Consider the following 13,293-nt stretch of genomic DNA (forward strand, 5'->3'; position numbering starts at 1 on the left):
CCGAAGACAGACCTAGCCCTGGTAAACGCGCGGGTGAAGCGTGCCGACGTACGGCAAATCGCGGTAACGTTCGGCGTAATCCAGGCCGTAACCGATGACGAACTCGTTCGGAATGTCGAAGCCAACATCCGCAACATCCAGGCTGGTGCGCACAGCCTCCGGCTTACGCAGCAGCGTAATGACCTCCAGGGAGCGCGGATTACGGTTGCGCAGGTTCTTCATCAACCAGGACAGGGTCAGGCCGGAGTCAATGATGTCCTCGACGATCACAACATCGCGTCCCTCAATATCTCGATCCAGGTCCTTCAAAATACGCACCACGCCTGACGACGAGGTGGAGTTTCCGTAACTGGAAACCGCCATGAACTCCATCTGGCTGGGAATGCTGAGCTGACGAGCAAAGTCAGTCAGGAAGAACACCGCACCCTTGAGCACTGCGACCAGAATCAGATCGCTGTCGGCATCCTTGTACTTCTCATTCACACGATGCGCCATCTCGTCAATGCGAGCATGCAGCTCCTCTTCGCCAATGAGAACTGCCTCTACCTCATCGCCGTAGGGGTTTGCGGGGACGTTGAAATCCTTCACATCATGCATCGCATTTCCTTTCCGCACTTCTATGGCGGCGTGTCGATGGAGCGTAACTGCCCCAGTGCAAGTTCAGAGCTATGGCAACCGATTGTTCTCAGCCGCCGGAAGTTGGATTGCGGCACCCTTCTTAAGGCACCGCGGGACGATTCATTACCAATTGTAGAGTGCCATCTTTTCGCTCAACGACCAACCTGGCATTTCTGTCAGCACCATCGCGACCACGGGTCACCGGCACTTCGCCCTGGCCGTGATAGCGGTGCACGAGCGCCAACACCATGCCGATCTGTTTACTGCTGGGCTCCGCACCCGCCTGCCTCAACCAACGTGCGAGGACGCGCACCGCGATGGCGTCGTCGAGCTCAGCCACCCCTCGCACAGACAGACTCCCGCTTGCCAACGCCTCTTCCTCCCCCAGCAGCGCATGCAGAGCTGACTCGGCGTGAGCGTCCAAAAAGTCATTGTCGACTGCGGCAATCGCCGCAGTCTTAGCGAGATTTTCCGCCACCCCCGGACCCAGCTCCTGCTCCAGCAGCGGCAAAATCGTCTTTCGAACCCGGACGCGGGCGTAATGGTCGTCATGGTTGTGCGGGTCATGCCACACCTTCAAGCCCAGCTCTTCGCAGCAGAGCTGAGTATCTGAGCGTCGTACACCGAGCAGCGGGCGCAGAATCCGAGTCCCGTCAGACCACGTGAGGTTGTCGCGGATGGCGGACAGCGCCTGCGGACCACCTCCCCTGGCCAGCCGCAGCAAAACTGTTTCCGCCTGGTCGTCCAAGGTGTGGGCAAGCATCAGCGCCGCACCTCGAGATTGGGCGACCTCCCGTAGGACTCTGTGTCGTGCCAAACGCGCCTCGTATTCGGGACCACGGTCGGAATTGTTGTTGATATCGACCGCGATAACCTCGGCCGTAGCCCCCATCCCCCGAGCTATGTGGGCGGCGCGCTCGGCGACTTCTGCAGAGCCCTGCTGAAGCTGATGATCCACGACGACGGCGTGGACTTTGCGGCCGGCCAGCGCACCCTTGGGCCCGAGAGCTTCCGCACAGGCCCCGGCGGTCAGGGCCAGCGAATCCGCACCACCGGAAAGCCCAATGACGACACCGCTGCCCAATTCCTGCCCCACCTGCTGCACTATCGCGCGGACAGCTTGCCGAATGATGAGGAAATGAGGGCTGCGGTCCGGCCAAAAAGGTCTAGCCAACGCGCCCACCACTTGCGATGGTTTCCATCGCGGTAAGCAGAATTCGCTCCTGGGTCGGGCGCGCAATCAGTTGCACCGGCACCCCAGAGGTCGGTTCCACAACGATGCCAGCCGGGAATCCCAGGTAATTCCACGTCGAGACGTAGGGAGTGAAGCGCAGATTGGACAGCAGGTTCACAATCCAGGGCATGCGATGCCACGCGCGGATTCGCGGTGGGTTCTTGGCCAGAGCCGGGGTAATCAAGATGGTGTCACCCGGTAGCTCACGCTCGATGCGGGCGCCATCGCGTGCCACTTGGCGGCCATTGATTGTGAAACGCAGCAAGCGTCCAATGCCGGCGTGGACTCGATTGCGCCACTCCAGGTGATCAGGGCGCGGCTCGTCGCGAAGCTGATCCGCCACCCCCGCAGTCCAGCGCGCGAGCATCGGCAGTGGGTTCAGCGGGTACGGCATGTTCTTTTCCGTGACGGCAAATCCCTTGTCCGCGAATACTCTCGCCGCCTGTTGTGCCGCATCGACGTACTCCGGTGCAGCCTTCAAACCGAATACGGGCGCAGTGGTGTCCACGCTGACGGCGAAGTTTTCAGGCAGGGTCTTCGCCGGATCCTCCGCATCCACCATGCCATTTGTGAGGATCTTGGTGATCAGGCGCAAGTCATCGTTGTCGACTGTGAGCACCCCTTGGACAGACATTCCGTACCAGTCATTGCCGCCCACGCGCCCCGGCATTGTTCCCGGGGTCGCCTTCAGAGTCGAAAGCCCGCAGCACGCTGCAGGGATACGAAGTGACCCCATGCCGTCGTTGCCCTGCGCAAACGGAACCATCCCAGCGGCGACAGCCGCTGCGGATCCACCGGAGGACCCACCCGGAGTGTGCCCCGGCAGAATCGGATTATCGACTGCCAGCCCCGGCAGCGTCGTCGTCCCCCACGTACAGAACTGCGGATTCACCGTAGTTCCCACCGCGATTGCACCGGCGCTAGTCAACTGCTGGACAAACGGGTTCTCTAGAGCGGTGTTTTCCTTCAGCGCAAATGGCACACCTGCAAGCGGCAACTCCGAGAGTTTCTCGCTTTGCTCGAGTTCCCGCGCAGCCTGCAGAGCCCTATCCGCCCACACTTCGCGGAAGGCATGAATCCCTCCATCCAGTCTGGCGATAGCGTCGAGACTGCGCTGCACGCTGTCCACGGGGCTTAGCTTTCCCTCGCGGACCTGTGCGGCAATCTCGCGAACGGTTGGCAAATTCCTAATCGCGGAAGTGTGAGAGGCCATTGCGGATTCATCTCCTCAAATTATTTTCAGTGGCAAATGAATCTCAGTTTAGATATCCGCAAGGGCGCTCGCTGCCTTATCGGACGCAGCTCTTGCCGGCAACAGGCTCGCCTCGTTGGAAATCAGTGCGAACGTCAGCACCTGCCCCGACTTCGTCACCACATATCCCGCCAACGCCGAGGCTTTATTCAGCGTGCCTGTCTTCGCACGGACGATGCCCGCCCCGGACTGACCAGCAAAGCGCGTCGCCAGAGTGCCGGACACTGCCGCCACCGGCAGGCTGTCCAACAGTGGGCGCAACCGCAACGCAGTGCTTTCCGACGACTCCTGCGACTCCGCCAGTCCTCCCTGCTCAGCCGATTCCACCGGCCCCGCGGCGGAATTGAGCACCTCGGAGAGATGCTGCGGAGAAATACGGTTATCCGTGCTCAGGCCGCCGGAGTCCGACAGCACCGCACCATCGAGAGGAAAACCGTGCTCCGCGAGAGTGTCACGCACGGCACGTGCGGCCCCCTCAAAGGTCGGCGGCAGACCGCGAGAGATAGCCACCTCACGGGCAATGGACTCTGCGAGCACGTTGTCGCTGTAAATCATCATCTCGTGCACACGGGTAACTAGCGGAGCCGACTGCACGAGCGCAACAATGTCTGGGTCCAGAGGTAGTGACTGACCATCCTTGGCTGCATCCCTCAGGCTGCCTCCGTTTTCCGCACCAAGCGCCTTGGCCAGCGCATCAGCTGCATCCGCAGCGGGCGTGGCGCTGCGCTGCGATTCTTCATTCGTCGGATCGATACGACCGGCATCCATCATCACCGACTCCACCGGTGCGATGTAGCCGTCCTCCAACCCCTCGCGCTCCCAGGTCTCGTGGAAACTCTCGGTGAATAGAGAGTTGTCGAGATAAACCTTGCCGACCCCCTCCGGAATGACCACGGAAATCTTTTTCGCCAACTCAGCGATTGAAGCCGAGTCCTGGAAGAACCCTTCCCCGTCCTTGCTTAAGGTAGGGTCGCCCCCGCCGTGCAAAACGATGTCATTAGTCCCCGTAACCCGGGAGACGCGGGTGGAAACCCGATGATCTTCACCTAAGTCCAACAGTGCGGCAGACGCGGTGAGAATCTTCATGCTGGACGCCGGCAAGGCCACCGCGGTGTCATTGATCCCCCACAGTTTCTGGCCGGTAGTAGCATCGCTAACAATTCCATGCAGCTCACCGAAGGCTGGATCGGCCGCAGCAGCGTCCATGATGGCGCTGACTTTTTGGGCCAGAGCGCCGTCGTCAAGCGAAGACTGCGCCGCCGTCACAGGAGCAGAGACATGACTGACCGCGGGCGGTGCATCGACAACAATCTGACGATTGTTATTGACGACAACCGCTACGCCGCTGCCCGCTGCGATAACGAGAACACCGGCGATGGCACCGCCGATTTTCAGTCCGCGCGACTTCTTGGATTTGCCGGATTTTACGGAACTGGGCGATTTTTGCGTGCCCTTAGCGGCGGTTTTGGAGCTGTCAGAGTCGGTACTACCCACGGTCACAAACACCTTCTTCCTGAAAACAAAACCTCACTTAAGGTGCACAAATAAACGGTTTTGAGCGGGTTTCGCATAAGATAGCCGTCAGAGAAGTGTACACCGATTATAAGGAGTCATCGCCGTGAGCGTTGAGGTCACTATTGAGATCCCGAAGGGTCAGCGCAACAAGTACGAAGTCGACCACGAGACCGGCAAGGTCTACCTCGACCGCTACCTGTTCACCCCAATGGCCTACCCGGCCGACTACGGCTTCATCGATGAAACCCTCGGCGAGGATGGCGACCCGTTGGACGCTCTCGTGATCCTGCCGGAGCCGGTTTTCCCGGGCGTTATTGTCAAGGCTCGTCCGCTCGGCGTTTTCAAGATGACCGACGAGGCCGGCGGCGATGACAAGCTGCTGTGCGTCCTGGATGATGTCCGCTTCGACCACTACCAGGACATCGACGATGTTTCCCAGTTCACCAAGGACGAGATTGAGCACTTCTTCGTCCACTACAAGGACCTGGAGCCGGGCAAGGAAGTTTCCGGTTCGGGCTGGGGCAACAAGGCTGAGGCTGAGCGCATCCTGGCTGAGGCTATCGAGCGCCACAAGTAAGAGCCACAAGTAAGAATTGCGCTAGCCAATCTCCCTTCCTGGGGCTCGCACCTTTGACGCAGTTCCTGTGATTCAGCGCTACGGCCGTCGGAGTTTTCCTCCGGCGGCCTTTGTGCTTCCGGCGATAAGGTCAGATTGCGTATAGTGCGCACTATGGAAACCGTAAACGTATCTGAAGTACCCGAAGACGCACAGATCATTGATGTCCGCTCACAGATGGAGTGGGATGACGGCCACGCCACCGGCGCCGTTCACATCCCCATGGAAGAGATTCCGTCCCGCTACGGCGAGCTAGATTTGGATTCCGACATTTACCTGATGTGCCGCTCCGGTGGACGCGCCGCTCAGGTTTCTTCCTGGTTGGAGAAGAACGGTATCGACACCATCGTCATCACCGGCGGCATGATCGACTGGGAGCACTTCGGCCGCCCAATGGAGAAAGCCAACTAAATCAACTACAACTGCCCTGCCTACCTGCAGGGCAGTTTTTCATTTATTTACCCACCCCAAAGCACCGACCTTCTAACAATCCGCAGGCAAACATGGGCATTATTAGTTGGCCATGTCCCATTATTGATGGTTCCCCAGATTGTCTAGTATGGGAAGTATGTCTGATTCATCCGTACTTTCCTCGGCGGACTCAGCCGACACCAGCGGTGGTGTGGCAGCCGACGTAGACGCGAAGGTGCCTGCTGTCGACGCACAGAGCGGCACCAAGGCGAAGAAGGCTCGCAAGGGAGCGAAAGCCAAAAACAAGGCCAGCGCTAAGTCCAAGTGCAAGCCCGGCTCCGCAAGCGAACTCGCCGTCGCACCGGCCGCCCTGCGCAAATCCGCGTCCTGGTGCCTGGCGCAGCTCGATGCGGCTGTCCGCGCCAGTGTCAACGCGGCTCTTGGCCGCACTCAGATTGAGTCGATTTCCATCCGCGGTTATTGGGTTCTGGAGGCCATCGCCGATGGCGGCGACATGGCTCAAACCGAGCTGAGCGCGCTGCTCGGCATGGACCGCTCTGACATGGTTCGCCTGATTGACTCTCTGGAGTCGGCAAATCTAGTCGAACGCACCCGAGACTCCAAGGATCGACGCCGCCAGCTCATCGCGCTGACAGAAACGGGCAACACCACCCGCGCATCTCTGCGACGCTCACTCCGCAGAGCCGAACGCGCCGCCGTCGCCGAATGCGCACCCGAGGTACGCGCGCTGCTTGCATCGCTTGCCGACGACTCCGCTGCAAGCCCCGAAACCGATGCCGGCGCGAAGAACCCCGAGACCACTACCCCAGAGGTCACGGCCACTGAGACAGACACCAAGGACATGGCGGAGAATAAGACGCAGGCGACGTCGTCAAGCGATGCCCCGCGTCCTAAACGTAAGAAGTCGAAGAAGAAAAAGCGCAAGAAGAAGAATAAGAAGGGGTCTTCTAAGTGACAACCACTGAAGCGAAGTTCCTACGCGCTACGGAACAGCCGCTTGAGCGCACACTCATTGACATTGTCCGGGCGACCGCGCGAAGGTTCCCCGAGGCTGAGGCCATCGATGACGGCGAGGTTGTCGTCACGTATGCGGAGTTGATCAACGAGATTGATTCCACAGCTACGTGGCTCTACGAACAGGGCATCCGTCGCGGCGACCGCATTGGTGTGCGGATGCCGTCGGGAAGCCGCGAGCTCTACCTGGCAATCTTGTCCATCATGGCCGCCGGAGCCGCCTACGTTCCGGTGGATGCGGATGACCCCGACGAGCGTGCAGAAATGGTCTTCGGCGAGGCCGGTATCGCCGGTTACTTCGATGCTGAAGGCCTGCATTTGGCTGGCTCCACGGCACGTAATCGCCCCCGCCCGCTGGACTCCGATGCCGACTCCGACGAGGAAGAGACGGAACCGACACCGCCGAGCGCACGCGAGATCATCTCGCAGGAGCCCACTCCGGACGACGACTGCTGGATTATTTTCACCTCTGGCTCCACCGGCAAGCCCAAGGGCGTGGCGGTCACCCACCGCAGCGCCGCCGCTTTTGTCGATGCGGAGGCCCGCTGGTTCTTGGCGAACCACCCGGAAGGACCGCTCGGCCCGGATGACCGCGTTCTCGCCGGCTTGTCCGTCGCCTTCGACGCCTCCTGTGAGGAAATGTGGCTGGCCTGGCGAAATGGAGCTTGCCTGGTGCCAGCCCCGCGTTCACTGGTGCGCTCCGGCGTGGACCTGGGGCCATGGTTGATTTCCCGCCACATCACCGCTGTTTCCACGGTGCCGACACTGGCCGGCCTGTGGCCTGCCGAGGCGCTCGACAGCGTGCGCCTGCTCATCGTTGGCGGCGAGGCCTGCCCGCAAGAGCTGGTCGAGCGTCTGTCCACCCCAGAGCGCGAAATGTGGAACACCTACGGCCCCACCGAGGCCACCGTCGTGGCCTCCGGCATCGAGCTGAAGCCCGGCAAGCCCGTAACCATCGGTTTTCCTCTGGACGGCTGGGACCTCACCGTCATCGACGAAGAGGGCAACCCCGTCCCACCGGGCACCAAGGGCGAGCTGGTCATCGGCGGCGTGGGACTCGCACGCTATCTGGATCCGGAGAAGGACGCCGAGAAGTACGCACCGCTGCCAGCCCTCGGCTGGGAGCGTGCGTATCGCACCGGCGACCACGTCATCATGGACGAGGCCGGACTGTACTTCACCGGCCGCGTCGACGATCAGGTGAAAATCGGCGGTCGGCGAATTGAGCTCGGCGAGGTCGAGGCGCACCTGGCTGCCCTCCCCGGCGCTACTCAGGCGACTGTCGTGGTGCAGAAGACCGGTGCTGGCGATTCCATCCTGGTCGGCTACGTCGGCGCCGGTGGCGACGCCGCAGCCATGGACTATGACAAGTGCATGGACACTCTCCGCGATGCCATGCCAGCCGCGATGGTGCCACGCCTGCACATCATGGATGAGCTGCCGGTTCGTACCTCCGGCAAGGTCGACAAGGCGGCGTTGCCGTGGCCCCTGCCTGCGCGTGCGGGTGAGGGCGACGTCGACAAGCTGAGCCCTGTGGAGAAGTGGCTGTCCGACATCTGGGCGGACGTGCTGTCCGTACCTGCGCCCGGCGCGGCCTCGGACTTCTTCGCCCTGGGCGGCACGTCCTTGGCGGCGGCGAGCGTCATTGCGCGCATTCGCCAGCGCGCCCCACAGGTCGCCGTGCGCGATCTCTACGACCACCCGCGCCTGGGAAATCTCGCTGAAGAGCTGGTCGCGCGCGGTTTCATCAGCGACGACATGCTTGCCGACGACACCAGCGACCCCACCGCTCACCTGGAAAAGGTGCCCGAGCCGACGCCTGTCTCCCGCAAGACCCGTTGGGCGCAGGTCGGCCTCATGGTGCCTCTGCAGTGGGCACGTGGCATGCGCTGGGTAACGTGGCTTGCGATTATCAACTGGGTTATCGGCGGACCGCTGGCGCTACCAGGCTGGTTGGTGGCCGTACTGGCCGTGCTGTTCCTGACCCCGCTGGGGGTCATGCCCATCAACGCGGCGACGACACGCCTGCTCACGCGCAACATCACCGCGGGTGATTACCCGCGTGGCGGTTCGGTACACCTGCGGCTATGGGCGGCCGAACGCCTGGCGGAGAGCTCTGGCGCCCACTCTGTGGCGGGCGCTCCGTTCGTGCTGTGGTACGCCCGCATGCTGGGTGCCCGCATTGGTAAGGGTGTGAATCTGCACGCGCTGCCGCCGGTGACGGGTCTGGTCAAACTGGATGATTACTGCTCGATCGAGCCGGAGGTAGACCTGTCCGGATACTGGGTCGATGGCGATGTCGTCCACGTCGGCGAGGTCACTATTGGCAAGCACGCCCGCATCGGTGCCCGTTCAACGCTGCTGCCCGGCGCGCGTATTGGCAATGACGCTCACATCGAGGCGGGTTCCACCGTCACCGGCGAGAAGAAGGTCAAGGCTGGCGCGCGCTGGTCGGGTTCCCCGGCTCGCAAGGTCGGTCGGTCCAAGCACCGCTTCCCGGAGGAAGTTCCGCCGGCTCGCCGCCACTGGGTGGCTATCTACGGTCTCACCGCTGTCTTGCTGACATTGGTGCCGCTGTCCGCTGCGGTCGCGATGGCTGCTGTCATCGGTTGGGGCACGGGGCTTATCGACGGCACCACCGAGCTAGCCACCTCGAATCTCTGGTCAACGCTGGGCAGTGCCGTGCTGTGGACTATTCCCGCCACCTTCGTCGGTGTTGCGGTGTATGCCCTGCTGACGCTGATTCTCGTGCGCCTGTTCAGCATCGGTCTGAAGCCGGGAGTGTTCCCGGTGCGTTCGCGCGTGGGTTGGCAGTCCTGGGCGACAATTCGCCTGATGGACGCTGCCCGTCACGACCTATTTTTCATCTACGCCTCCATGCTGACGCCGCTGTGGCTGCGTGCACTGGGCGCCCAAATTGGTCACGACAGCGAAGTCTCCACCGCGATCGGTATTCCGAAGTTCTTGCACGTCAAGGACGAGTCCTTCTTGGCTGACGACACCATGGTCGGCAGCTACGAGCTCGGCGGTGGTTGGCTGCTGGTGGGCGACTCCCGCATCGGCAAGCGCGCCTTCCTGGGCAACTCCGGCATCACGCTTCCGGAACGCAAGCTGGCGAAGAACTCGCTGGTGGCCGTGCTGTCCTCTACCCCGAAGAAGACCAAGTCCGGCTCCAACTGGTGGGGTTCGCCGCCAGAGCGCATGCGCCGCGTGGGCACCGTCTCCAGCGATGAGTCGGCGCAGACCTACCGTCCGACTACGGGATTGAAGGTCGCCCGCGGCATCGTCGAGACACTGCGCGTCCTGGCACCGATGGTCTCTCTCATGCTGGCGACGATCACGCTGTTTAGCCTGCAGGGAATTGTTATGTTCACCGCGGAGCTGGTCACTGCAGGTGGCGTTGGCGCTGCCCTGCTCGGCCTGGTGGTTGCGTGGCTGCTCTCCCCTGCCGTGCTACTGATTGTTGGTGTGCTGGGGCTGCTCATCACGGTCGTGGCCAAGTGGGTGTGCGTCGGCAAGCACAAGCCGGGTGATCACCCGCTGTGGAGCAAGTTCGTCTGGCTCAATGAGCTGCAGGATACGTTCGTCGAAATGGTCGCCGCGCCGTGGTACCTGAACCCGGCGATGGCCACCGGCGGCATCGCACGCGCAATGCGACTGCTCGGCGCGAACGTTGGCCACGGGGTGTGGCTGGAGACGTACTGGCTGCCCGAGACCGACCTGGTCACCATCGCGCGGGGCGCCTCTGTCGGCCGCGGCTGTGTCGTCCAGACGCACCTATTCACCGACCGCGTGATGACGCTCGACACCGTCCACATCGGACACGGCTCCGTCCTAGGACCGCACTCAGTCGCACTGCCGGCATCTGTGCTTGACGACGGCTGCCGCGTCGAACCCGGTTCTCTCGTCATGCGCGGTGACCACGTTCCTGCGCACACCTCCTGGCGAGGTAACCCAATTGAGCCAGTAGTGGCCAAGAAGTAGCCCGGATTGAGTGGGGGGCTTAGGTAGGAGCCTGGTAGGCACAACGGGCTGCAAATGTGAAACTGTGAGAGTTTATGACACTTTCAAGCCATTTTTCGGGCAGTTTTTGCTATAAACGCAGTCAGTAACTCACATTGGCCCGCTGCCAGCCATAACCGAGGTCACTAACTCGCATTGGGGCTAAGTAGGGCTAAGTAGCAAAAGGTGCCCACCCGGCGACACGCCGAGCGGACACACTTTTTGCTACTTAACCCACTATTTATTTTGCGGCTATGCAGTTCGCGACTTACTCTGCTAGCTGCAACCGAGCCTGCTGAGCTGCGGCTACCAATACTTTCAGTGAAGCCGTAACCTCTTCCCAACCTCGGGTCTTTAGACCACAGTCCGGATTAATCCACAGCAGGTTGGGGTCAACGCTTTCAAGCGCATCTTCCACGAGCTGGTTGACTTCTCCGTCCGTCGGCACGCGAGGCGAGTGGATGTCCCAGACACCTGGACCAATCCCGCGAACGTATCCCTCATCTTTCAGCGCTGCGAGCACCTGCATACCGTTGCGAGCTGCTTCGATGGACGTGACATCGGCGTTGAGATCATCGACGGTGTCGATAAGCTCATTGAAGTCCGAGTAGCACATATGCGTGTGAATCTGAATGTCGTCAGCCACACCAGAGGTAGCCAGACGGAAGGAACCTACGGCCCACTTCAGGTAGGCGGGCTGGTCCGCTTCATTCAGGGGCAGCAACTCGCGAATGGCTGGCTCATCGACCTGCACGATTTGCGCTCCAGCGGCCACGAGATCTGCAATCTCATCGCGCAAAACCAGCGCAACGTTATCCGCAGTGTCACCGATGGGCTGGTCATCACGGACAAACGACCATGCCAACATGGTCACCGGCCCGGTGAGCATTCCCTTGACGGGAAGGTCAGTCATGTTTGCCGCTGCCTTGTACCACTGCACCGTCATTGGCTCTGGCCTGGTGATATCACCGTAGAGAATCGGCGGCCGCACGCAGCGGGAACCATAGCTTTGGACCCAGCCATTGGCGGTCGCGAGGTAGCCGTCCAGCTGCTCCGAGAAGTACTGCACCATGTCATTGCGCTCAGGTTCGCCGTGAACGAGCACATCGAGTCCCAATTCTTCCTGCTGCTCAATGGAGCATCGAATTTCAGCGAGCATTGCTGATTCGTAGTCGACTGGGGTGAGCTCTCCCGCGCGCAACTGCGCACGTGCACGACGAATGCTATTGGTCTGCGGGAAGGAACCGATTGTGGTGGTCGGCAGCGGAGGCAGGTTAAGGGCCTCAGCCTGAGCCGCCTGGCGAGCTGCAAACGAGGAACGAGTCCGGTCGCTCTCCTCGATTGCTGCCAAAGCTTCACGAACTTCAGGCTTAACAATCCGCTTCGATTCTGCCCTTGATGCCAGTGCTGCCCGGGACTCCCTCAACGCCTTCAAATCCGCGGCATCGAGTTGGCGGTCATTCAACCTGGCATCAAGCGCCCTCGCCAAGAGGGTCACCTCGCCGATTTTCTCATCCCCGAAGGCCAGCCACTGCAGCACCTCGGCATCTTCTTCGCTCGGGTTTTCCGAGGCCAGGGAGTACGGGACGTGTAGCAGCGAACAGCTAGTCGACACCGCGATGGGGCCTCGGACTGCCAGCTTCTCCAGCGTCGCCAGGGCTGCATCCAAGTCGGTGCGCCACACATTACGCCCATCAACAATGCCCGCAACCAGCAGTTCCTTGCCGGTCCAATGCGGCAACTCAAAGCTACCTGCTACCAGGTCGCAACCAATGGCCTGCACGCCTGTGCCAGAAAGGGTTTCCAGCGCCTGATCACCATCACCAAAGTAGGTCTGCACCCACAACTTGGTATTCGCAGACTCCGCCACGCCGGCCAACTTCTCGTAGGCCTGGCGAGTCCTAGCAAGAGTCACTTCATCGAGGTCAGTGACCAATACTGGCTCATCGAGCTGAATCCACTCAAAGCCCTTATCCCCCAGTTGAGCGATGATTTCCGCGTACGCATCGGTCAACTTTTCCAGCAGGCCGAGTGGGTTCGAACCATCGTCGGTACGCGACAGGCTCAAGTAGGTCACAGGACCAATCAAATGAGGGCGCAGCATCGTTGTGGCGCCATTGTTCAAGCTGCAGGAATCATCCAACCAGTCAGTGAGGTCAGAGGTAAATTCAGTATCGGCTGACAGCTCCGGAACGATGTAGTGGTAATTAGTGTCGAACCACTTGGTCATTGCGGATGCCGGTTGCGTCTTCGTACCGCGAGCGGTGGCGAAGTAGTGGTTGATCCATTCCGGCAGGTTGGAACCGTCCGTTTTCGGGACATCCTGAAAGCGAGCTGGAAGCACTCCGAGCAGCGCCGATGTATCCAGCATGGAGTCGTAGAACGAGCGCCCAATTGTCGGAACCGAGTCGATTCCTACCTTCAACGCTGCGCCAATGTAGCTATTGACAGTGTTGCGCGCCGTCGCGGCCAACAGGCCGCCGGTCGCCGGGTCGCGCCAGTAGTTTTCCAGAGCTCTTTTGAGCTCACGATTACGCCCTATCCGCGGAATGCCCGCGAGGGTTGCGTGAATTGCCATGATCTCGTGATTTCCTCGTCAGTCGTGATCAG

General features: G+C 61.0%; 9 protein-coding genes. 4 read left to right on the forward strand and 5 right to left on the reverse strand.

All coding sequences use genetic code 11. The features are described from left to right. Positions 1-12 precede the first annotated feature (12 nt). The 4 genes from hpt to dacB form a co-directional block, all read right to left on the reverse strand. A complete protein-coding gene (hpt, locus tag CRD18_RS00680; RefSeq protein ID WP_016421490.1) occupies positions 13-597 on the reverse strand; it encodes a hypoxanthine phosphoribosyltransferase in 585 nt (194 codons plus the stop codon). A gap of 121 nt (positions 598-718) precedes the next feature. Continuing rightward, positions 719-1,792, reverse strand: coding sequence for a tRNA lysidine(34) synthetase TilS (gene tilS, locus CRD18_RS00685; protein ID WP_242458650.1), 1,074 nt, complete (start codon positions 1,790-1,792; stop codon positions 719-721). Next, positions 1,785-3,065: an amidase family protein gene (locus CRD18_RS00690; protein ID WP_070653285.1), complete on the reverse strand. Its 1,281-nt coding sequence runs from the start codon at positions 3,063-3,065 to the stop codon at positions 1,785-1,787. Before CRD18_RS00690 ends, tilS begins: the two co-directional genes overlap by 8 nt. A gap of 48 nt (positions 3,066-3,113) precedes the next feature. Continuing rightward, entirely contained in the window at positions 3,114-4,598 is a 1,485-nt protein-coding gene (gene dacB, locus CRD18_RS00695) for a D-alanyl-D-alanine carboxypeptidase/D-alanyl-D-alanine-endopeptidase (RefSeq protein ID WP_242458651.1), read from the reverse strand. Between the two features lie 124 nt (positions 4,599-4,722). On the opposite strand from dacB, the gene CRD18_RS00700 reads away from it, so the two are divergent. The 4 genes from CRD18_RS00700 to CRD18_RS00715 all read left to right on the forward strand — a co-directional run bounded on the left by CRD18_RS00700 (position 4,723) and on the right by CRD18_RS00715 (position 10,665). After that, positions 4,723-5,196, forward strand: coding sequence for an inorganic diphosphatase (locus tag CRD18_RS00700; protein ID WP_172954623.1), 474 nt, complete (start codon positions 4,723-4,725; stop codon positions 5,194-5,196). Positions 5,197-5,349: 153 nt separating this feature from the next. Continuing rightward, positions 5,350-5,646: a rhodanese-like domain-containing protein gene (locus CRD18_RS00705; RefSeq protein WP_016421494.1), complete on the forward strand. Its 297-nt coding sequence runs from the start codon at positions 5,350-5,352 to the stop codon at positions 5,644-5,646. Between the two features lie 157 nt (positions 5,647-5,803). Then, a complete protein-coding gene (locus tag CRD18_RS00710) occupies positions 5,804-6,622 on the forward strand; it encodes a MarR family winged helix-turn-helix transcriptional regulator (protein ID WP_070653281.1) in 819 nt (272 codons plus the stop codon). Next, positions 6,619-10,665, forward strand: a complete 4,047-nt coding sequence (locus CRD18_RS00715; protein WP_187400232.1) for a Pls/PosA family non-ribosomal peptide synthetase — start codon at positions 6,619-6,621, stop codon at positions 10,663-10,665. Before CRD18_RS00710 ends, CRD18_RS00715 begins: the two co-directional genes overlap by 4 nt. Before the next feature lie 286 nt (positions 10,666-10,951). Here CRD18_RS00715 and metE read toward each other — a convergent pair whose 3' ends face one another. Continuing rightward, a complete protein-coding gene (gene metE, locus CRD18_RS00720) occupies positions 10,952-13,261 on the reverse strand; it encodes a 5-methyltetrahydropteroyltriglutamate--homocysteine S-methyltransferase (RefSeq protein WP_187406435.1) in 2,310 nt (769 codons plus the stop codon). Between the last annotated feature and the right edge of the window lie 32 nt (positions 13,262-13,293).

It is taken from the genome of Corynebacterium sp. LK31, assembly GCF_014335015.1.
Taxonomy (GTDB): Bacteria; Actinomycetota; Actinomycetes; order Mycobacteriales; family Mycobacteriaceae; genus Corynebacterium; species Corynebacterium jeikeium_D.

Excerpts from the sequence above, each read along its gene's own strand:
- hpt (WP_016421490.1), bottom strand. The coding sequence starts at position 597 with ATGCATGATGTGAAGGATTTCAACGTCCCCGCAAACCCCTACGGCGAT.
- CRD18_RS00690 (WP_070653285.1), bottom strand. The coding sequence starts at position 3,065 with ATGGCCTCTCACACTTCCGCGATTAGGAATTTGCCAACCGTTCGCGAG.
- metE (WP_187406435.1), bottom strand. The coding sequence starts at position 13,261 with ATGGCAATTCACGCAACCCTCGCGGGCATTCCGCGGATAGGGCGTAAT.
- CRD18_RS00705 (WP_016421494.1), top strand. The coding sequence starts at position 5,350 with ATGGAAACCGTAAACGTATCTGAAGTACCCGAAGACGCACAGATCATT.
- CRD18_RS00710 (WP_070653281.1), top strand. The coding sequence starts at position 5,804 with ATGTCTGATTCATCCGTACTTTCCTCGGCGGACTCAGCCGACACCAGC.